16 protein-coding genes are annotated in these 21,959 nt (G+C 45.2%); 4 read left to right on the forward strand and 12 right to left on the reverse strand.

All coding sequences use genetic code 11. From position 1 onward, the window contains the following. Positions 1-179: 179 nt before the first annotated feature. The 5 genes from HW560_RS22340 to HW560_RS22360 all read right to left on the reverse strand — a co-directional run bounded on the left by HW560_RS22340 (position 180) and on the right by HW560_RS22360 (position 5,556). A complete protein-coding gene (locus HW560_RS22340) occupies positions 180-1,301 on the reverse strand; it encodes a glycoside hydrolase family 88 protein (protein ID WP_179264789.1) in 1,122 nt (373 codons plus the stop codon). A 39-nt stretch (positions 1,302-1,340) separates the two neighbouring features. After that, positions 1,341-2,222: a carbohydrate ABC transporter permease gene (locus tag HW560_RS22345; RefSeq protein WP_063563855.1), complete on the reverse strand. Its 882-nt coding sequence runs from the start codon at positions 2,220-2,222 to the stop codon at positions 1,341-1,343. Positions 2,223-2,232: 10 nt separating this feature from the next. Then, positions 2,233-3,156: an ABC transporter permease gene (locus HW560_RS22350; protein ID WP_179264790.1), complete on the reverse strand. Its 924-nt coding sequence runs from the start codon at positions 3,154-3,156 to the stop codon at positions 2,233-2,235. A 56-nt stretch (positions 3,157-3,212) separates the two neighbouring features. Next, the gene (locus tag HW560_RS22355; protein ID WP_179264791.1) at positions 3,213-4,838 is read right to left on the reverse strand and encodes an extracellular solute-binding protein; all 1,626 of its coding nucleotides are present in this window, start codon (positions 4,836-4,838) and stop codon (positions 3,213-3,215) included. A 319-nt stretch (positions 4,839-5,157) separates the two neighbouring features. Next, positions 5,158-5,556: an RDD family protein gene (locus HW560_RS22360; RefSeq protein ID WP_090898378.1), complete on the reverse strand. Its 399-nt coding sequence runs from the start codon at positions 5,554-5,556 to the stop codon at positions 5,158-5,160. A 276-nt stretch (positions 5,557-5,832) separates the two neighbouring features. Between HW560_RS22360 and HW560_RS22365 the strand changes: the two genes are divergently transcribed. Next, positions 5,833-6,135 (forward strand): DUF2642 domain-containing protein, encoded by a 303-nt coding sequence (locus tag HW560_RS22365; RefSeq protein WP_090898375.1) that lies wholly within the window; start codon positions 5,833-5,835, stop codon positions 6,133-6,135. A 102-nt stretch (positions 6,136-6,237) separates the two neighbouring features. On the opposite strand, the gene HW560_RS22370 is transcribed toward HW560_RS22365, so the two are convergent. The 7 genes from HW560_RS22370 to HW560_RS22400 all read right to left on the reverse strand — a co-directional run bounded on the left by HW560_RS22370 (position 6,238) and on the right by HW560_RS22400 (position 19,205). Continuing rightward, the gene (locus tag HW560_RS22370) at positions 6,238-8,742 is read right to left on the reverse strand and encodes a WG repeat-containing protein (protein ID WP_179264792.1); all 2,505 of its coding nucleotides are present in this window, start codon (positions 8,740-8,742) and stop codon (positions 6,238-6,240) included. A 179-nt stretch (positions 8,743-8,921) separates the two neighbouring features. After that, a complete protein-coding gene (locus HW560_RS22375; protein WP_143067022.1) occupies positions 8,922-9,200 on the reverse strand; it encodes a hypothetical protein in 279 nt (92 codons plus the stop codon). Next, a complete protein-coding gene (locus HW560_RS22380) occupies positions 9,187-10,968 on the reverse strand; it encodes a hypothetical protein (RefSeq protein ID WP_179264793.1) in 1,782 nt (593 codons plus the stop codon). The genes HW560_RS22375 and HW560_RS22380 overlap by 14 nt, the downstream gene beginning before the upstream one ends. A gap of 4 nt (positions 10,969-10,972) precedes the next feature. Further along, positions 10,973-14,488 (reverse strand): DUF4132 domain-containing protein, encoded by a 3,516-nt coding sequence (locus tag HW560_RS22385; RefSeq protein ID WP_179264794.1) that lies wholly within the window; start codon positions 14,486-14,488, stop codon positions 10,973-10,975. Positions 14,489-14,539: 51 nt separating this feature from the next. After that, positions 14,540-15,691 (reverse strand): VWA domain-containing protein, encoded by a 1,152-nt coding sequence (locus HW560_RS22390; protein WP_256222210.1) that lies wholly within the window; start codon positions 15,689-15,691, stop codon positions 14,540-14,542. Between the two features lie 23 nt (positions 15,692-15,714). Then, the gene (locus HW560_RS22395) at positions 15,715-18,117 is read right to left on the reverse strand and encodes a DUF5682 family protein (protein ID WP_179264795.1); all 2,403 of its coding nucleotides are present in this window, start codon (positions 18,115-18,117) and stop codon (positions 15,715-15,717) included. Continuing rightward, positions 18,105-19,205, reverse strand: a complete 1,101-nt coding sequence (locus HW560_RS22400) for an ATP-binding protein (protein ID WP_179264796.1) — start codon at positions 19,203-19,205, stop codon at positions 18,105-18,107. The genes HW560_RS22395 and HW560_RS22400 overlap by 13 nt, the downstream gene beginning before the upstream one ends. 567 nt (positions 19,206-19,772) lie before the next feature. On the opposite strand from HW560_RS22400, the gene HW560_RS22405 reads away from it, so the two are divergent. From HW560_RS22405 to HW560_RS22415, 3 genes are all read left to right on the forward strand, one after another. After that, positions 19,773-20,963, forward strand: a complete 1,191-nt coding sequence (locus HW560_RS22405) for a cytochrome P450 family protein (RefSeq protein ID WP_179264797.1) — start codon at positions 19,773-19,775, stop codon at positions 20,961-20,963. 39 nt (positions 20,964-21,002) lie between these two features. Further along, positions 21,003-21,353, forward strand: a complete 351-nt coding sequence (locus HW560_RS22410) for a hypothetical protein (RefSeq protein WP_179264798.1) — start codon at positions 21,003-21,005, stop codon at positions 21,351-21,353. A gap of 174 nt (positions 21,354-21,527) precedes the next feature. After that, complete coding sequence (locus tag HW560_RS22415) at positions 21,528-21,812, forward strand: ArsR/SmtB family transcription factor (protein ID WP_179264799.1); 285 nt, start codon at positions 21,528-21,530, stop codon at positions 21,810-21,812. Positions 21,813-21,959: the final 147 nt, after the last annotated feature.

Below are 21,959 nucleotides of genomic sequence, written 5' to 3' on the forward strand. Positions count from 1 at the left end.
TATTATAACGGTCAGAGCGCAATTGGGATATAGATAAAAAGTTCAATTCGATTGACAAAAAGGATAGCAACCACCGATTTTCCCCGTCAAATCAAGCACAAATAGCCCGAATAGACTACTTTCGTCTATCGGGCTCCGTATCAAGTGGAGAATGTTTTTTAAATATTCTTATACATTTTTTAGAAAATACGATGTTTCCAACTGTTTAATTTGGCAGTCGCCTCGACGTAGAAATAGTCACCGTAAATGAGGGAGACGTTTACGTTCTGACCTGCCGGTTTATGACCGGTTCCCTCGAGAAGCATACCTTCGTGCTCAGGAAGATCCCAGGTTCCATAATGATCCCGTAGGGAACTCAGGATACGTTTGGCAACGGTAGCATAGAGTCTGCCTTCCGGATCAGGAAGTACATCTGCAAGCTCAAGCAATCCGGAAGCAGCAATGGCACCAGCGGAGCTGTCTCGTGGGATCTGCTCCCCTTCTTCGGGCTCAGCACGGAAATCCCAATGCGGAACGCTATCCTCAGGCAGGCTGGAAATGAAGAAGTTCGCCACACGCTGTGCAGCATCCAGATATGCCGGGTCCTCTGTATACCGATACGTATTCGTTAATCCATATAAAGCCCACGCCGCTCCCCGACTCCATGCCGAATCCGGCGCCGCGCCCTGACCCCCTATCGCTTCTGCACGTTCACCTGTCTCGGGATCAAAGCGAATGATATGATGCACAGAACCATCTTCCCTCACAAATTGCTTCATGACCATATCCGCATGAGCTTTGGCGATATGGCTGAAACGAGGATCTCCACTTTCCTCAGATGCCCAGAAGAGCAAAGACAGATTCATCATGGTGTCGATGATCGACCAGCCCAGCATGTCTCCATTCCAAGCCCGAATGAAGCTGCCTTTGGTATTGAAGCGGCCAGCCAGGAAGTTGGCGGCAAATAAGGCACGCCTTGCGGCATCGGCATCTCCGGTGAGCTTGTATTTGATGACGGCCGTAGGCAGGAAATGAAAGCCCACGTCGTGATCAAAGTAGTTGTTTTCTAGGAACCGTGCCGATAGTCTTTCATCCCAATTCCATGCAGCCTCTTTATATTTCTCATCACCCGTCATATCGTACACAATCCATAATATGCCCGGCCAGAATCCCGAGGTCCACCAATCGATTCTCATGTCGTCATAGATGCCATTTGCTCCAGCGACATGCGGAGACTTTTCACCTATGGCAGCAAGCATCTGATCGGCTTTACTTTTAATCTGATCCCATACTTCCTTGTTCACTTCATTTAATACGCTCATGTAACGTCATACCTCCTTACTATTCTCCAATACTTTGATTTAACCTTTCAATGAACCAACCATGACACCTTTAACGAAAAAGCGCTGCAAAAACGGATAGATGCACAGGATTGGTATCGTCGCTACCATAATCGTTGCATACTTGATGGTTTCCCCGATCTGGAAGCGATCCCCAGCCGATGCACCGGCCGACATGCTCTCTGTAGAATTGGCGATCAGAATCTCACGCAGCACCAATTGCAATGGGAACAGTTCTCTGCTCTTGATAAATACAGATGCATAGAACCACCCGTTCCACTTATCGACTGCGTAATACAGAATCATCACGGCAATGACTGGCATGGACAATGGGATAATAATACGGAACAAAATGGTGAAGTGATTGGCTCCATCAATCTTGGCCGACTCTTCCAGGCTGTCCGGTATGCCCATAAATGACGTTCGCATGATGATCAGGTTAAATGTGCTGATGGCAAAAGGCAGAATGGTCGACCACAATGTATCTAACAGGCCAACGCCTTTTACTACCAGGTACAGTGGAATCAATCCGCCGCCAAAGAACATCGTGAACACGATAAAGAACATGAACACCTTGTTCCACATCACGTTTTTACGGGATAGCACATACGCACCAAGCGCAGTCATGAACAGGTTGACGATAACGCCGAACACAAGAATAAACAATGTATTACGGAAACCTGTGGCTATACCTGGATTGGCAAGTACACTCTTGTAAGCTTCCAGGCTGAAGCCGACCGGCTTCCACAGGAGACCTTTGTTTGCTAACAGCTGCGCCGAATCACTTAAAGACGCGAATAACACGTAGAGCAGTGGATACAATGTGACGATGACGAGCAGGATTAGAAACGTATAATTGAAGATCGTAAAGATTCGGTCAAACCAACCGCTTTCCTTAATCAAAGTTACCACCTCACCATAAGCTGTTTTGACTCACTCTGCGGCTGATATAGTTCGCCGAAATCAGAAGAACGAGATTGATCACCGAGTTAAATAGACCGACTGCCGAGCTGTAACTCCATCCGAACTCCAACAATCCCTTTCGATATACGAAGGAGGAGATTACGTCAGCCGTTTCATAGGTCACCGGATTATAAAGGAGAATGATTTTCTCGAACCCGACATTCAGCATATTACCCATCCGCAGAATGAACATGATCGTAATAATAGGCAGCAATCCGGGTAGCGTAATGTGAAACATTTGCTTGAGACGGCTCGCTCCGTCTATCTTCGCCGCTTCGTACTGCTCCAGGTCAATGCTCATCAACGCAGCGATATAGATAATGGATTCCCAACCGATCCGCTGCCATATTTCAGACAAAACATAGATCGGACGGAACAGCTCCGGCTTTTGCAGCATCGCCTGACCGTCATATCCAAGCATCATGATCAGGCGGTTGATTAAACCATCCGCGTTCGTGAAGTCCGTAATAATACCGCATATGACGACGAGAGAGATGAAATACGGCATATACGTAATCGTCTGAACGACCCGCTTGAATGTGCGCTTGCGTACTTCATTGATGAGCAGCGCCAGAATAATTGGTGCGGGGAATTCAAAGACCAGGGTGTACAAACTGATAAAAAGGGTGTTCTTCAGCACACGCAAGAAATAATAACTGTTAAAAAACTCTTCAAAGTGCTTCAGCCCAACCCAATCACTCCCCAAAATACCCTTCATCGGAGAATAATCTTTAAAGGCAATAATTGCGCCGTACATTGGACCGTAATGAAATATTAAATAATATCCAATAACGGGAATCATCATGATGTATAAATACTTGTTCATCATGAAGTCCCGCACGAACCGGCTTCTAAAGGATTGACGATTGCTCATGATGTACCTTTTCACCTCTTTTCAATCGGGAGGGCTAGAGCCCTCCCCTTTTACAATTACCGGTTGTTGTAGCGTTCGAGTGCTGCTGTCTGGATTTCAATCGCTCGATCCAGATGTAACGATTTCATTTTCGTGACATAGCTCTCGAATTGATCCACTGGTTCGTTGCCCAGAATGATCTTGATGGTCATCTCATCCACGAGCGTGTTGATATCATTCATGATGGTCGCGTATTCGGAGCTTTCTTCAGGTGTAGGTGTGATTGAAGGCAGATTATATTTGGCGGCCTGTGTATTCTTCCATACATCAATGGCATCACGCTGGGTCTGTAATGCAAAGAACTGCTCGGCATAACGTTTGTCTTGAACGAATGGACCGTTATAGCTGCTGCGGGCATATAGGGAAATCGCTTGTGCAGGAGCGAGTTTATCCGGATTCTTCAGCAGCAAGTCCGTGAATTTCGGATAATCACCTTCCATGTTATAGCTGACACCTTCTTCACCGAAGTTGAAGAACATGTGCCCTTCCTCACTGTAGCCATAATCCAGCATACGAACGGCAAGTTCCGGGTCCTTGGCTGCTGTTGTGATGGCAACCGTGCCTTCCGAGGCATAACCCTGGTTAAGCTGGCCGAATTTAGGAATATCCCCTTTGTTAAGCACCGGATATGGTGCGGCGACCAGAACGGCATCCGGATCATTTGCTTCAACGAGCGGCTGCCATTTGCCGATACCTCCACCTGCGTTACCGACACTAGCGCCAGTAGCACCCGAAGCGAGGTTACCGTCGACGGATTTGGTATCCGCTGTTGAGATGTTTTTATCAATCAAACCTTCTTTGTACCATTCTTGGAATAACGTCAGGTATTCTTTGAAACCCTCTTCCGCAGGACCAAATTTGACCTGTCCGTCTTCCTGATAGAATCCGCGGTTTACACCGAAGGCGCCCAGGAAAGCACCATTACCGGAATCGTTAAAGAATCGTGGCTTACTTACAACAGAGAACGGAGCGGATGCGCCTTTTTTCTCTTTAAAAGCTCTCAGGGTTGTTGTCCACTCATCAATCGTTTCCGGAACAGGCAGTCCCAGCTCATCCAGCCAATCCTTACGAATGATGGGTCCCTGGAAGACACGAAGATACTCATCTCCCCGAATGAACGGGAATACATAGTAGCTGCCACTGTCCGTTTTGACCATCTTGTCGATGTCCGGATTGTCCTGCAGGTATTTCTTCAGATTCGGAGCATACTGGTCAATCAGATCGTTCAGCTTGAGGATATAACCATCATTGATGGCTTTCTCCGGTCCACCAGGGAAATCTCCGATAAAATTGTACTCCAGCATGTCTGGCAAATCCCCGGATGCCAGCATTACGTTAAAGGATTCTCTGACCTGACCGGTCGGTGGTGCCGTGAATTTGAGTGGTACGCCGGTTTTTTCCTGCCATTTTTGAAAGAATGGAATTTCGCTGTGCGAATTTTTGACCCCGATCAAGTTTCCGTTAATTTCACCCCAGTACGTAAGCGTCTTATCCGTTTGAATTGGATAGGTTGTTGCTTCCGTTGATCCGCTTGGTGTCCCTTTATCAGCATCGCCCGTTTTACTGTCTCCGGACGAACACCCCAGGATCGTTGTACCTAATAACAGAATCATCAAACTCGTAGATAACACTTTTCTTCTCATGGACCTTATCCTCCACCTTTTGGGAATGTCTGTGCTCTACCTCAGAGTAAGGGAGAGTGCATTGTAGCGATATTCGCAAAAGATGAAATGACATGTTGATTTCGTCAGAACCAAATGATCATTTAGCCAAAACGATAGACGAATTCTCTATATCATCATCTGCAATGCATTGAATTTACAGTGTTGGCGCGGGTTTGTGAGTGTACTTATGACAGCACAAAAAACAGACCATGAACACTGTTCATCGTCTGTCACGTGGGTGAATAGGAGTGGATTGGAATATCACGAATATATTACGGCAGAGCTCGCTATCTCATTTTTAGTCCCAGACCACTTCGGTACCTGCGATAAAATCATGTATTGCACGTTTGTCTTCTCGTACAGCAACCATGATGACACTCGCAATGAAACCAATGCCGAATGTGATTCCATATACCAGTCCTGCAACAACAACTCTCATCAGCATGGTTCCAATTCCAGGGGGCTCATGTGTATCGTATTTTCGAATTCGAATTCCGCAAATACGTTTTCCTATCGTTCTACCGTACCAGAAAACGGGCAATAAAATGGAATACAATGCACTTAATATTTTGGCTATAGGTTCATCACTATCAAAGTTTCCTGTAATCAGTCCTGCGATAACCATTAACGGCAATGCAATAATAATAGCATCCAGAATACTGGCGCCGAGCCTTATCCAAAAACCTGCATTATACAAAATGTTTCCTCCAAACTTTCTTTACTAAAAAGACGAATAAATACGTTATTTAACTCCTTTCATTCTTTTGTTCTAGCTCAACATGGGTTTAAGAAGCTCATGGGAACCGGTATTCACCATCACCTATCTGGGTGTATATACTGTTCATATCTCTACCACATTACACCATTAAAACCAAGTCTAACACATTTCATTTGAAGGCCGACATGGAACACCTAAGGTATTATCATACGTTATAGATGTTTTATTATTTTAAGACCGAGGAGGATGAAGCACATGCATAGATTCAAGTACTATGGAGATCCACAAGATTATGCCTTATCCGCAGCTCCGCAATATTATCTGAATAGAGATGTACAACACAAGAATACTTTGGCATTACCGAATTATGTGGAGCCCAAATTCACCGAGCTATTATTCCAACACATAGGGTTAAAGATTGTCATCACGACAACTGTCGGCAAATTGATAGGTATTCTGGATGATGTTTCTAGTGATTACGTAACTCTTGATGTTCTTGGAAAAAAGCATCACATTCGATTATGTGAAATCGTTTATTTTGAAATAGCAAAAGAGTAATCATGAGCAAAAAAGATGTTTATAATACGCGAGGCAAAGCAGCTTTCATCCTCCCCAGTATGTGAAGTCTGTTTGTGGCATCACTAAGATGAAACATTTCATTTAAGCATGAAAAGCTTTCCAGAATGAGCCCTCTGTATTAATAATATCCTTGATCTGGGCAAAAGGAATCGTAAATGTCGGGAATCCCGCGACGTAAGGAGCGATTTCATAAGGGCTAAAGTATAGGTGCAGTGCATCCGCTGTGACAAAAAAAGGCTGATCCGGGCTGATTCCCTCATATGTGTCCGGAAAAACATAAGAGTATTGCGGATCATTCTTGATCTGATCTCCTACGATTTTGCTAAGCACCTTCACATAATCACTGTTCGGTTTAAATAAATCCTTAAGTTCATACATCTGACCGGTGCTCAGATTAATAATCGCATAGATCATCGTCGGCATGCCATGTGCAGCACCAGCCGGGTAGTTATAGCCCGTGAGTTTAAGCTGAAGTAATTGCTGTTGGTAGAACGTAATATCAAAATCCCCTGTATATGTGTAACCCAGCTTCTGATTCGCAGGGATTGGCTTCACTTGGGATAGTGCCTTTAACTTGGCATTTACTGCAAGCTGAACGGCTTGGTCCGTTAACCCTTCCAATTGCGGATAATACACGAGGTAATCCGGGTTGGGTTTATATTTTTCTTCGCGTACACGATATGGCGGGTGAAGGGGAACGATTGTATTTTGCCGCCAAATGATCTGCCCTGCCCGGTTTACATAGGATACCCGCTGGTCGACATACGCCTTGATTAGATCTGGAGCTACCAATTCAAGGGTGCCCGACCCTTCAACACGGGGGTATCCTGATGCAGGTCGCCCATTGAGATCCAGAAAGAACGTTTGTGTCCCATTCGTGGCTGAAGCCAGTCCTCCCTTGTAATTTGATACATCCGTATATACAAAATCCGAAAGTTTCCTACCATTGACATCTGCAATTGCATAGATCGAACCAATAAAAGACTGTTTGGGGTCAATCGCTTGCCCCAGGGCCAGCCGATGTTCTCCCAGATCTCGAATGTCATTGTAGGCGGGTTGGATGATAAAAGAGCCTTGTGTATTAATAACGCCATAGATGGAGTTGTAATCCTCCGCTGTATTCACAATAGCGTATCCACCACTGAACGGAAATGCCGAAGTGAAGCTCGGCTGAATCCGGATATGACCACTTTCGTCGATATAACCGTATTTCCCTGATGCTTCTTTCTGAAAAGGAAGTAATCCGTTACCCAGAGGACCTACATAGGCATATGGATACGTTGCCAGCCGCTGACCATTTCGGTTAATTAACGCATATTCATTTTCCTTGATCTGCACAACGGCCTTGCCATCCTGAAAATCGTTCGCTGAAGCGAACTGCGCCCGAATGACCTCATTTCCAGAGGTGTCCAAATAACCGTAACGACTGACTTCCCCGCCTGTCTGACTGTTGTCTGAAAGGTAAAACAGCGCTCGGCCGTCCTTCACATCGGCAATAAAGGGATATGCCCGTTTGGTCAATACTGCGCCTTGTTCATCAATCATCTCGAACCCTTGGGAATCAATGACAATGGCCCGACCTTCTGAAAAAGGATTAATGGAATCGTATACAGGTTGAACGACAAATTGCCCGTTAAGATTGATGATGCCAGTCTTCCCGTCTTTCACTACGACAGCCAGGCCATTTCGTTGAAAGTCTTGGGCATCGTCAAGGATCGGTTCAATTCGAATACGACCTTGGGCGTCCATATAACCCCACCGGGTTCCAGTTGTCGTTCTGACCGATATCGGAAATAACCACGTCGTTTCACGCGGCCCCTCTGTGCCCATGGCTTGCCTAATCTTCTTTTCCAGCTCAAGCAGTGCTTCCCGCGAAGGGTATGGTTCATTGAATCTTAACGCTTGTTGGACCGAAACGAGCGCGGCAGGAGATAATCCGGCCTTGTACTGGGCATCTGCAAGATAGTACCAATAGAAAGTGTAGTCTGGATAGTGTTCAGTCAATTGTTCATAATACTGTACGACCTTAGGAAAGTAATATGGATACACATCTGTTGCGGGCACCCAATTACCATTCTGCCAGCGGATGATCTCGACCCGATAAGCTTCACCTGTATCATGAATCCAGAGTGCAATTTCTACTTTGCCATCTCTGCCGTGGGGACCAGGCATATCGATGATTTCCGCATGGCTGTAATACAAATCTTCTGGCGCGAGATCAGTCAGTCCTGATTCTGTCCAATCGTATACTGCAAGCTTTGACCAGATCGCACCGACCTGCCAGCCGACAATGAGATTGTTCCGCGCCGTGGATGTCACAGATGCCGCTGTCAATAAGGTAACTCCATAACCCAAGCCTTTCGTCAAAGACATCTTGATCCAGTGACCCTGGTAAAATTTCAGAACAAGCAGGATTAATTCACCGCCCTGCTCATATACAGCAGCAATCTCCGGCATTCCATCTCCGGTTAAATCTGAAGCATAAATAGCCGGATGTTTGACCGGTTTATCAATGGTGACGACAGTCGCGCCAGCCGGAATATGTTGATTGACAATTTGCGTTAACAGAGGTTCACTCATGGACATGCCTGTTTCCTCCTTAAGACAGCATTCGCCTAATGTATGGGTATGCATCATAAGTGGGGATATGACATCTGAGCGAATATAACCGTTAACTTGGGAGATTCAGAAACCCATTTTACTCCAATAAAATAAAAAGAATTGCAGAGGCTCATGCTTCTGCAATTCTTTATGTGCCGATTTGTTCAGGATGATTCTTGAGTGCTGAGCTGCACATATTGTGTGAGGCGGCAATAATGAAGCAACATAAGCTCCTCATTACCGCTCCCCAAAGCGGTTTTTCGGCCCTCTTCTATCATGTGTTCCAAAATCTCGCGAAGAAAAGTCATTTGAAATCTCGAGGTCTCTACAATTAATTGTTCCAACACATCAATATCTTTCAGTGTGAATTGGGATAATCCGCGAAGCAACAGCTCTTCTGACCAGCTGCTAATCTTCTGCATCAACTGATTATAGTCTTCCAACTCTTCCCGTCCTTCCATAACCCGTATCCAGTTTCAGACTGATCACTGTTGGACCCTTCAGGAAGCTGATCGGGTATATCCGTTGCTGCTCTATACGTACAAAAGCATAGAAGTCTTCGAGTGTTCCTGCTCCATAGCCAGACTCTAGCCGTTTGATCATGGTCTGCCATTCCGTTGAATATGGAAGAGTCAGATCCAACGTCTCCCCATGGTCACTCTCCATCGTTAGAATAAGGTCCTGCGATTGCTTATCGAAGCGATGCTCTACAACCCGGGCAACCTTGATCATCGCCAGTCGTTCTTTCGGAACGGAAAACAACTCAAATGAGCGTGCATCCTGAGCGAGTACGGAGGGTATATCTTGCATGTACTTGCCCAGATTCATCTCTTCCACTGATGTTCGTGGCAACAGTGTAAGCTTTGCGCCTTCACCGGAGGAGAGTCTATGCTCTTCATTTACTTTAACCGAACGAAACTGAACCTCTTCCCCGGCAAATTGACGAAAAGTCAGATTGGGCAGCCATGGAGTGAAGGAACCATAATGCTCTGTATATGAGAATTGATTATCTTCATAGTATACCGCCCGCACATCGCTGTACGTATAGATTTCGGCATCATCAAAGCAATAGAAATAATAAGTGATTCCACGGTAACCGGAGCGTGTCTCCCATGCATCAGCCCCCAATCCATACAGATGCAGCTCTGGAACCGCATAGTATTTACTTCGAAAACTGCCAATGAGCTGACTTTGTTTGAACGCAGATACCTTCTCTTGTTCAAGCACCTGTAGTGCAAGATACAACTTGCTTATCCGATCAAGCATCGATTGCATGGAGAACCGTACGTGTCGGTTAAAAAACAGTTGCAGTTCTCCTTGAATCCCACGTAAACCTCGCTCAATGTCGGGAAGATGACCACTATGAGCGGCAATCGCCAATGTCTCCAATTGGGCCATATACGATTGCGGTAGACGAGCAAGTCCCGTCTTTAGCAGGCCTGTCAGCATGGAACGACATTCCTTCACTGTTTGAAGTGAAAACGTGGTATCATGGACTCTTCCACTTATGACATCCGTATCATCCAAACCTTGCTGCATCCGATACCGCAGTATTGCTTCAAGTTTGGCCATATTACCGGCAGTTTGTTTTACTTTGCACAGGGCCTTAGCCAGACTAGGTTCTTCTGTAAACGAAACCTCAATTTCTTGTTTCACCAGACGCACCGTTAGAAGAGAATCCTCCAATACTTCAATCTGCTCTGGATATCTTAATCGGAACAGAACCTCCTCAATCAACGAAGAACGATATGATTTGATCAAAGGAGCAAGATCCGATTCAACCATCCAGCGGAAGCGGGACTTCATCCCATGGGAATGTGTATTTTGAATTTGACCTGCCTGATGAACATGCATTTTATCCAGACCAGACTCAGGTGCCAACTCTGCTGTTGACGCTTCTTCACCCTGATTTAATGTATCCTCAGTCTGATGTTCCCGTTGATAATACAAAATCGAAATCAGTACATGTTTGCAAATATTGTCTGCCGGACAGGAGCATTCCCAATGATCCAGCGTATTTTCAAGCATACAATGTGTACCATCAGTCAACTGACAATTCACAGAGGCTTCATTCCAAGTGTATTGCACAGTCACGCCATGATCCAACTCTTTCAGAGACCTTTTGTACAATCCCTTGTTAGCATATCGAATCAAATAATCCTCCGTACACAGCGTCGAAAATATCCGGAATTTCTGTTCAAATCCACTCACGTGATCAACGTCCTGACGCTCTTAAAATATCATAGATCGTCTCACTGAACACACGACCTGCAATTTCACCCAAAGCAATGGACTTGTGATCGCTATAATAATAGTATTTCTGACTGCCAGGTTTGAAGAAGTGCAGAGATTCCAGCGTGATATCTTCCAATCCTTCATAATATGAAATGCTGGTACCACTGAAGCGCAGTTCTGCGACAAGATCTCCATACTCTTTGTAAAATTCATGATACCAGCCGCCATCCTGTGCTGGACCTTTGATCCATCCGTATTTCTCCAGTGCTTTGGGGAATGCAGTGGGAGAGAAATCAGACTCCGGCAAGCGATCATATTCAACCTTGTTTTTGTCTTCATCCTCAGGCACATGAATTTGACGATTCAGCTGCTCAAACGGCTGCTTGATCTCATAATCCTCCAGCTGCGTTTTCCATCCTTCGAGCGTAGATTGGTCCAGTTCGAGTGGATGAATCAATCCCACTAGAGATTCCGAAGGCAGCTCGTATTCATCCTCATCGACGGTATTAAACGTTCCATCCTCCATATAACGGAACGTGGTGACCAACTGACCATCTTCATATATGCCCCATATCAGACCTACAGCAAATTTCTGCATGATTACATTCTGTACAAACAATGCTGTCCACTCATCAGCAGACCACAGCCGTTGTTTGGACAAGGACTCTTCCAGACGTTGCGCCTGGATGTTAACCATCGTTTTGAGATCCTTCTTCAATTGTGTGAAACGCGCCTTAGATTGTGCTGCAAGTTCAGCATCATCTTTCTGCGTTGGAGCAGGCAGACTCTTCACAGATTTACCCGTTTCTTCATTTACAACAACGACTTGCAGATCTCCATTCACTTTAATCAGGAATGAACGCTCCCCGTAGCTCAGCTGCATCGTCCCATTTTTATCAAAACCAAGTGTGGTGACGAGTCGATCTTCCAGTTGTTCCGAGGTAAGTCCCCTATTATCCGCTGCCAGCTGCAACGCTTCTTCAGCCGCACCCTTAACCTGGCGGTTCTTCACACTGCGTTTAATCTTGTCAATCGCCATGAGAGCAGAAGGTTCCTTAAGATAGGCCAATACTTTTACAGCATCTGCGGCAATGGCGCCTCGGCTGTTTTCTGTCCATTCCTTAATTTGGGGAGCCAAGATATTCACAATTTGAGTATCCCCAAAGAGTGCCGAGAGGTACATCACCCACTTTTCTTTCGCAGAAGCACCCACCTGAATCCACAACTGCAGCAGCTCGCTAGCAAACCGTGCGAGCGATTCCTCGCTTACATACTCACGGAGTTCATTCAGTCTTTCGTTCGGCGCAGATGTATGATCTATTGATTGGACCAAGATATATTGCTTGATTCGATCATCTAATGGTTGATTGTCCTCTGAACGTATCAGAGAAGGAAGATCGTTCAAGGAAAACCAACTTAGTCTGGTCAGCTTTTTGGCATCTGCCTGATCTGCAAGTGCCGCATGAGCATACTCTGGACTTTGATCCGCGGTATCCAGCAGAATTTGAATCAGGTTCTTCCATTCGGCAGACTTCTCACCCTTCAGAAGCTCAAGGTATATCTCCTTGCTATGATCCAAACTGCGGATGGCGCTCAGAGCCATTTCTTTCACACCCGTTTTTTTCTCCGAACGATATATTGTCGTGTATAAGTCCGGGTCAGGAATCCGATTGAATTCAGATAATGCTACGCCATTTGCCTTTTTGGATGAATCCTGCAACCCGGCACGAATCGCTTCAGCTACCTGTTTAGTCGATAGCTCTTGACGTTGTTCAAAGGTGATTTCCAGGATTAAGATACGTGTGTCCGTGGGCAGTTTCTTGTACTGTCCCAGAGCAAAGTCCAGATTTTGCTGAATGATCCGGCGATATTCATCCTGAGGCATCGATTTGTACTTATAATCGGTCATACCGTTGAGAGAGATCAGGCTGGACAGCAATTTTTCTTGTTTCACCTCTGGATCTTGGCCGTAAAGTGCAAGCAGCTTCTCACCGCTAAACGCGTAAGATTGATACATATCAGAAACGATATCCAGAGTCCACTCGGGATGCGTGGTCAGAATCACGAACCGACGCATCGCCTCCGAATCCAAAGGCAGGAAACTAATGCTGATCAAGTTATGAACGCGCCTTTTGTCACGATTCAGATTATTAAACAGTCCACGACTATGCGGATCTTCCCAGTAGTCCTCAAGGGAACTCTCCCCGTTTAAATATCGTGCAATCGCAATTCCCTGTCTGCCTCCATCTAATGGATGTCGAAGAGAGCTGAATACGGCTTGCTCAACCGTTTCATCCACATCTGGAACTGCGATTCCATGGTCCTCCAGCACTTTTTGAATACACAATTTGAGGAATGGTGGTTTTAATATGTGGTATGCACGAATTGCTTGTTGCGGATCATTCACAATCGTTGATTGCAGAAATTGCCATGGTATGGTGTACGATTCGAGTTCATTACGCAACATTTCAATGAGCTGATATGGCTCGTCCAGGGGCACCAGCCCTGACAGCAACTCATTGGCATTTTTCGTTCTTGTATCCATACTTAACAAATAGCGCCGAACTTCAAGTGGATAGATCTCATGTAATTGGTTTATGGCTTCGAGCAAAATAAGACCGGTCTCACTTTGGTCTTCAAGGAGACGGTGTTTGCCACCACTGATGTTAACCAAATACAACAAAGCATTGCTCAAAAGGATCATCGTTTTGTCGAACTCACTGTATGACAGCTGCTCCTTTTTGGAGAGAGAAGAATTCGAATAGTTCTCAGCTATAACCTGATTATGCTTCTCTCGCAGGAATTCATCATTTAATTCATATGCAGATCTGTTATGTTTCGTTTGGAAATTGCAAACTACCAGTGGCTCAATCAATGTATGCAATTCGTGCCGCAGCTTACTGGTATCATGGGTCATCACGTGTTGAAACAATGCAGGCAGAGATTGAGTGAACTGTTGCACCTGGGCAAGATGAGAAGGGCTATCATTGAGATCTGAATAGAGTCGAAGGAGTATCATTCCATTGATTACATCCCGGGAATTCCCCTTCAGTCTGCTCTTTAATTCATCCAGAATTTCCTTCTCTCCAGCATAACGATTGATTTTCTCCAAACGGGACAGCAACCCGCCCATCCGATCATTGGTTTTGCTCTTTCCACTCAGTCCATAAGCTTCCGAGTCGTTTCCAAGGCAGAGCGTAAAACCATCGGTTCTCCACGAATTCCTTCTGGAATAATTGGATTCCATATGAATTACAATGGCTCCCGCTCGAAAAAAGATATCTCCGTCATCCTTTTTGGCAATTTTCATGAGTACTTCTATCGTCTGGTACGCATAATGGCTGGAACCACCCAACATATCCGGAAACTTATCCGTCGTTCCCATCACATAATCAATGATTTCCGAACTTCGGTCCGTTTTCAACGAATATTCATTGGAACACACCTCTGCAAACTTCTCCACCAAAGCTTCTACTGCGCGGTCTGCGGTTAACATTACACATTCCTCCTCGAATATCAGTGTATAAATGATCTTGTATATAACCAATTACGTAATAATTTCGCCAATCCAGTCTGCCAACTCATTGGGGGTAATCGCAGCTACATGTGCACCCATATTGGATAACGTCTGCGCAGCATGTTTGTTGTACACGGTATCTCCGTTAAAATCGAGTGCCGTCAGCACAAGCAATTTGCAGCCCGTATCCAGAATATCCTTACATGCCTTATACATGTGCTGGATCGGGTAACCCTCCTCCAAATCGCTAACGAGAATGTATATCGTTTTCCCAGGATTTTCGATTAACGTCTCACCATAACGGAGTGCCTTGGTAATATGCGTTCCCCCGCCAAGCTGCACGTTCATAAGCACATCTACCGGATCTTCCAGCCTGTCACTCAAATCGACAACCTGTGTGTCAAAAATGAACAATTTCGTTCGCAGTGCATTCAGGCGATAGAAAATGCTGGCCATCACCGAACTGTATATCACTGAATCCATCATGCTTCCGCTCTCATCCACACCAATGATGATGTCCCACTTGTTATGAGACTGGATATTCCCGTCAAAATATAGACGATCAATTACAAATCTTCGATTGTTTTTGTCATAATTCTTCAAGTTCTTGGTAATCGTCTGCTTGAAATTCAGATTGCGCAAGGAACGCACCGAACTGGATGCATAACGGCTGCGTTTCCCCATAATGCTCGCTTTGGTCTGAGATTCCAGTTTGCGTCGCAGATCTTCAACCACGACTCGCACGATTTCCTTGGCACTCTTTAACACGTCGCCTTTCATTCGTCCTTTAAATTGCATAATGTTCTTGAGCAGGTTCATATTGGGTTCGAGGGATTCCAGCAGCTTTTTGTCCGTTAACAATTCCGTTAGGCCATACCGGTCAAGCGCCTGTTTCTCCAGAATTTCTACCGTTGATTTCGGGAATAATTCCCTGACCTTATGCAACCATTTGGGAACGGATAGATCCGAAGGGCCCCTTCCTCCCCCTTTTCTGTAACCCTGCTCTTCACCGTATTCGCGATTATACAGATATCCGAGAATCTCATCGACTTCGGTATATTTAAAATCATCAGGGGAATAGTCTTCAGCATTGGACAGTCCTTCTTCGGCGGATTCACCCAGAATAAGGCGCCAACGGTTTAAGGTTTCTGCCCGATTCAGCTCAGCATTGTCTTTCACCATTTCCTTGGTTGTATTGAGCTCATTCAGATTAGCTTCCATGCGTCAAACTCCTTCCGAAGGGCTTCATCCCATGTTTTCGTCTGGATCAGCAATCGTTCGTCAACGGAAGGCCATGACATCTCTTCGTTCTCTACCTGATGCAAGCTCGCAACCCGATCCGCAATCAGGCCTGTCTCCATGGGGGTAAAGTAGGTAAACGCCAAACGAAGCTCAGGAATCATGCGAATAAACTCTTCATAATCAAGCTGCTCGATCATATAGTTCAATTCTGATAAAAGCTGATCTTCATACAAAAAAGCGTCCCGTGCTACAGAGAACACGCCCTGTAGATAAAGTGCAGTCTGCCGGGATTGTTCCTGCGATCCCCGAATATATGCACGTGCCCGATCCACGATCTCTTCTCTATGTCTGTCGCCAAGTCCTGAAGAGATGGCAATACACACTCCCTCCAGCTGTGCCGGAAGCTGGCTGTCTGACAGAAGTTCATTCAGGTGTGCCCGAAAGGTATCATCCCGAAAATGATCTTCGGACGATTCTGCCAGCATGGCAAGCAGCTTCAGTCCCTGGACAATCGCTTCATGTTCATCCGGATTCGTTCTTGAGAGCTGCATCAGTTTGTCAACGGCATTGTTATAAGCTTCGGACACGAGATGAAGGAGCTGCGGTTCCTCAGACAACCCAAGAAGTCTGCGATGCTGCTGAATTCGATTCAAAATATGCAGACTTCCACACAACGACAGGAAATTCCCATCCTTCCGGAGCGCCGACTTCACTTGTTCATACAGCTTCATTGCGGTATCCTGTAGACCCATAAGCAAAGCCTGAAGCATGGATTTGGCAAGGTCACCGCTGTGATGATCCGGTATTCCCTGCATCTCTTCTTCCATCTTGCGCGTAGCGGCTTCCCGAATTGTGCCTCCATAGAGTGAATTCTCAATCAATCGAGCCTCAATTCTGGAGGAATAGGTATATACCCACGTCTCCCGAACAAGGTTCATATCACGCTGTGCAATCCAATCCGGGCCCGATTGTCGCTTCGCGAACTCCGGAACGAGATAGACCATACATTGAAATAATTGACTTTGCCGACGATGATCAGGTTTGGCGTATAAATCAAGTACCTTCTTATGTTGGCCTGTAGTACGGATTTGAAGTTTGGACTCTGTACAACGTTCTTTGAAATCCTCTACGATCGGAATACTGAATGGATTGGGAGCCACTTTTCCGATGACATCCCCGGTTAGCAATCTGTGCAGTTCTTGTATTGGTTTGTCTGAAGCTAACGAAAGTTCACCCTTAACGAAGGAAGAAAGTGTTGCATCCATTAGCTCATAGACACCGCCTTCTCTCTTCCCCCTCAGTCCTGCGAGGCCCTGAACCATACTGTACGCCTCAATAGCGTCGCTGGTTGATACATGTTCATGCCCTTCCCTCAGCTTGCGGGTTAGTCGGGATAACAAGTCCAAAGCGGTCAAATTATACACGGGATTCTTTTGCCGGAGCAGCTGGGTCCAGATCTGATCGTAATAATTCACGTAAGGCATGCCGCTTGCATACCCATTCAGCCGATCCGCTTCGGCAAACGTGTAGACCATGGGATACATCTGCTGATACACCGAATTCTGAGCCTTCACATGATTTTGCATCGTCATCTCTTCTGAGTCCGTCCCATGATCCTCGGGCATCAGCAGTCCATACGTATGAAATCCGCCAGTGATAACAAGCACACGTTCATGCTCCTTCCCAGCCTGTTTGATACGACTTCTCATATGAGCTTCTCTTGCCAAATCACCTGTACTGTGCAAGCGCTCCGCTGAATAACACATCCGGGATAAGGTACAGTACGTGAATACATCCTGTACAAATGCCTGTGTTGATTTCTCCAGACCACCAATCTCAAATACGTTCTCCCACAACTCATCGAAACTTCGACAGTTTGTTTTCTGACATAAACGGTTAATAAACTCAGACCCTGCGAGCAAAGTTTCATCTTGAATGGATATCTCCCGCTGTTCTGCCTTGTTGGGCTTGGAGAAATGATGATAATCCAGGTCGATAAAAGTTGCAGAGATGCTCAGCCGAGCTGCTTCTTTCAGCGCTACATATTCAGGAGAGTAACGAAGCATCGGATAATAACAGGCCGCTCTCTCCTCTTCACTCTCATAGGTGTAGTAAAGACTAACAGGAGGTAGGGTCGCCTCGTCAGCCAGAACTTGTAGTAAGGGATTGCCGCTCTCGGGGCCCTCGATTAGAATAATGTCCGGCTTGTATTCTTCAATCAATCGCAGCAAATGATAGGAACAGGCTGGACTATGATGGCGTATGGGGAAATAAACCGTTCCGTTGTTCAGGTTATACACCCGGGACTCAAATAGCGTCTGTAACTGGGCAACATCCAAATCCGCTTTTCCTGTTAACCGATCCATTTCTTTTCCTCGTAATAATCCTTCCAAATCCCTTCTTCTCTCGAACGCTCCTTCACGACCTTGGAGAAGTAAGTTTTGAGAATGGACAGATCCTTGTCGCTTTCTTTCGCTATCGTCCCTAGCATGTTTTGCACCAGCCGATCCAATGCGATTCCCTTGTCTTCGTAATAATAGGAAGTCATTGCACTCTGTACATATACAGATACAGCTTCAGCCGTACTCATGGACGCTTGGGGCGTATCCAGCTTGTAACCTTCCCGCGTCATTCCCGTGCGAAGCTCCATAAATGTCGTGGCCAGCAATTCAACCACATCCGAATTGATCTCGGTGTCTATCCCGCTATGTAATAACAGGCTGCGAGCCTGGGATTCAATAATTTTGGCTTCCATTTTCACACTGCTGATCGGTTTGATCGTCTCAAAATTGAAACGGCGCTTCAGCGCACCACTCATTTCATTGACTCCCTTATCACGAATGTTCGCCGTAGCAATAACGTTAAACCCCGGTTTGGCAAACAGCACACCGCCATCCAGTTCAGGAATACTCATCACCTTGTCACTGAGAATACTGATCAGGCTATCCTGTGCTTCAGCAGGACAACGTGTAATTTCCTCAAAACGGGTAAGAATTCCCTTTTTCATTCCGTTATACAACGGTGAGGGTACAAGTGCGGCTTCGGACGGGCCTTTATCCAGCAGCATGGCATAATTCCAGGAATATTTAATCATGTCCTCGGTTGTACCTGCCGTACCCTGAATTGTGTTCAGGCTGGTACCAGAAATGGCAGCGGTCAGCAGTTCACTGAGCATGGTCTTGGCTGTCCCGGGTTCACCCACAAGCATTAAACCCCGATTGCCTGCCAGTGTCACGACTGCACGTTCAATGAGAACATCGTTGCCATAAAATTTCCGTGTAATGGGAACCTCACCTCCATTCAACATCGCAGGCTTTTCTCTGCCAATAATAAAATCTCTGACATAGGCCGGGGACAGCAGCCAGTTTGGAGGACGTTTTCCCGTATCTTCCTCTCGTAACGCCCTTAATTCTGTCTCATATAGTGTCTCGGCGGGTGGCTTAAGCATCTCCATCGTCAAGGTTTCTCCTCTCGCAAACAGATCGTATGTTCTTATTACGTTTTATCTTATCACAGCAGCCTTTGAACGAACGCAGAAATCGTCAAAAATGGTTGAAACGTCCTTCTTATCAGCATTCTTCATAAGTCCGTGGACATGGTTCATAGCACAATTGTGAATTACTCATATCGTTACATCATGGCGGTTGTATACAAAACGAATTTGAATCCACGTTGTTGTTGTAGATAACTTAAATTTATAGGCCATACGTCCCTAAAGTTCATTAAACACCACGTAATATGGTTCAAGCAGATTAAGTCCAATCTCACAAAAAAACACAGCCCAGTAGTCTGTGTCTTTACTTCATTTCTATTGATTTTATTCCTTATTCCATGTGTTATTCTATCAGAAATATGTAGGCTTTCCATACCATATTGGCTAGTCAAAAACAAGGTTTCAATCGCTCCAATATTGAATATATAGATGGTGCAGGCTTTTCGTATGAAGCCACCGAAATTAACATATGATCCCTTAGATAAGATGCGTAACATTACGAGCTTTTGATGAGAGGAGATTAACCAATTGAATACAAATGAAACTTCACAGCCGGAGTTCTTCACCCGAGAATTTACACAGAACCCTTACCCTGTATACGAAAAGCTGAGACAGAATGATCCCATTTACAGAGTGATGTTCCCTCAAGGTGAGTTTGGTTGGATTATTAGTCGATATGAGGATGCAGTCGAAGTATTAAAAGACAATCGTTTCAGTAAAGATGTAATCAAACGTTACGGACCCGATCAACAAAATATATTCGTGCATAACATGCTTTTTTCCGATCCACCCGATCATCGCCGGTTGCGTGGACTCGTACAGAAGGCTTTTACTCCCAGATTGATTGAGGGCATGAGAAGTCATATTCAAGATATTGCCGACGATCTTCTGGATAATCTCAATTCCCAAGACAAGATGAATCTGATTGATGAGTTTGCTTTTCCATTACCGATCATTGTCATCAGCGAGATCCTGGGTGTACCTCTTGAAGATCAGGACAAATTCCGTCTTTGGTCCAATTCAATCATTGATGCAACAAGTTCGGAGCATGCCGAAGTGTTCGAGAAGCATGCCAAGGAATTCATTGATTACCTGAATAATTGGTTTGCCAAAGTACGTGAGCAGCCGGGTGACGATCTGATCAGCCAGCTCGTTGTGGCAGAAGAATCAGGAGAACAACTCACTGAAAAGGAACTGCTTGGTGTTGTCGCTTTGCTGATCATCGCCGGACACGAAACAACCGTTAATCTGATCGGTAATGGTGTTCTTGCGCTTTTGGAGCATCCGGAACAACGCGACCTGTTGATCAAGCAACCTGAGTTAATCCATAATGCTGTTGAAGAAATGCTGCGTTATAACGGACCGGTTGAATTCAGCACGTCCCGCTGGGCATCCGAGGACATTGAATTTCATGGACATCACATCGCTGAAGGTGAAATCGTTATTGTAGCGCTGGATTCAGCCAATCGGGATGAAGAGAAATTTAAGGATGCGGATGTTTTTGACATTACTCGCGAGAAGAGCGCACATTTGGCTTTTGGCAAAGGCATTCACCTCTGTCTGGGAGCCCCTCTTGCGCGACTGGAAGGCGAAATTGCTATTAATACGCTGCTTCGCCGCTTTCCCAATATGCAGCTTCAGACAGACGTTAATGAACTTGAATGGAGACCTGGCATGATTGTTCGTGGGGTTAAGGAAATTCCGGTACAGCTTAAATAAATATGTATTTGAAGAAAGGAAAGTGAGGCACCTGACTGTATGGAAATAAACACCATTGTTTTAGTCGTTTTTTTGTTTCTTATTCTTATCTTATTGGTTCGCGTCATCAGCTTGCAGACCCAGTTGAATGAATTGAAAAGGGATGTTGAACGTCTGGAGAATGGTTCAGGCCTTAACGCACACTCCCCTCTCAGTTATAACGCTTCTTCAGTGAATGTGTCTCCACTTACACCTACACCGACACACGCTGATCTGACTGAACTTGATAAAGAGTTGCAGGCACTTGCACAACAGGGCAAAAAAATAATCGCAATCAAAAAGGCTCGTGAAGCCAGAAACCTGTCATTGAAAGATGCCAAAGAATACGTTGAATATCTTGAACGCTTATAATTAGTATGTAGATAGACGACTTCCCAACTCCTTGCAAAGGTTTTTTGCTTTCAGTTGATTCATGTTCGACTGAAAACAACGATCTTCGCAGGGAGTTTACTTTTTTCAAAAGACATGATAAAGTTATTTCAATATTTGTAGAAATAAGAAATAAAGACGAAAGGACCGATTTTGATGCAAACCAATCCGATTGATAATGAACAGGCCGTCAAAATTCATAAAGCGCTGGGCGAACAAACGCGATATAAAATCATTCAGATTCTTTCGGGTGAAAGCAACCTATGTCCGGCTGATTTGGAGAATCGGCTTGTAACCGTGGCGCTTTCCACTTTATCTCATCACCTGAAGCAGCTTTCCGATTGTGGTTTGTTAACCTCACAAAAGAAAGGTACGTATATTTACTACAGCCTCAATACAGATACTGTACAGAGATTTGCTCCTTATCTGTTGGATAAATAAAATTTTTGTTTATTATTTCTATAATACTAGAAATATAAAATCATTATATTGGTATTTCTACTTGGTCTGCTGTGCCTCACCGTAGTCGTATAAATCTCCTTTTGCCATAAAACCCGGGTGCATGGATAGATTAAGTGCTCAGCCTTG

This window comes from Paenibacillus sp. E222 (assembly GCF_013401555.1).
In the GTDB taxonomy this organism is placed as follows: Bacteria; Bacillota; Bacilli; order Paenibacillales; family Paenibacillaceae; genus Paenibacillus.

Coding starts and splice junctions, on each gene's coding strand:
- HW560_RS22340 (WP_179264789.1), bottom strand. CDS start 1,301: ATGAGCGTATTAAATGAAGTGAACAAGGAAGTATGGGATCAGATTAAA.
- HW560_RS22350 (WP_179264790.1), bottom strand. CDS start 3,156: ATGAGCAATCGTCAATCCTTTAGAAGCCGGTTCGTGCGGGACTTCATG.
- HW560_RS22355 (WP_179264791.1), bottom strand. CDS start 4,838: ATGAGAAGAAAAGTGTTATCTACGAGTTTGATGATTCTGTTATTAGGT.
- HW560_RS22365 (WP_090898375.1), top strand. CDS start 5,833: ATGCATAGATTCAAGTACTATGGAGATCCACAAGATTATGCCTTATCC.
- HW560_RS22370 (WP_179264792.1), bottom strand. CDS start 8,742: ATGTCCATGAGTGAACCTCTGTTAACGCAAATTGTCAATCAACATATT.
- HW560_RS22385 (WP_179264794.1), bottom strand. CDS start 14,488: ATGTTAACCGCAGACCGCGCAGTAGAAGCTTTGGTGGAGAAGTTTGCA.
- HW560_RS22390 (WP_256222210.1), bottom strand. CDS start 15,691: ATGGTGAAAGACAATGCTGAGCTGAATCGGGCAGAAACCTTAAACCGT.
- HW560_RS22395 (WP_179264795.1), bottom strand. CDS start 18,117: ATGGATCGGTTAACAGGAAAAGCGGATTTGGATGTTGCCCAGTTACAG.
- HW560_RS22400 (WP_179264796.1), bottom strand. CDS start 19,205: ATGGAGATGCTTAAGCCACCCGCCGAGACACTATATGAGACAGAATTA.
- HW560_RS22410 (WP_179264798.1), top strand. CDS start 21,003: ATGGAAATAAACACCATTGTTTTAGTCGTTTTTTTGTTTCTTATTCTT.
- HW560_RS22415 (WP_179264799.1), top strand. CDS start 21,528: ATGCAAACCAATCCGATTGATAATGAACAGGCCGTCAAAATTCATAAA.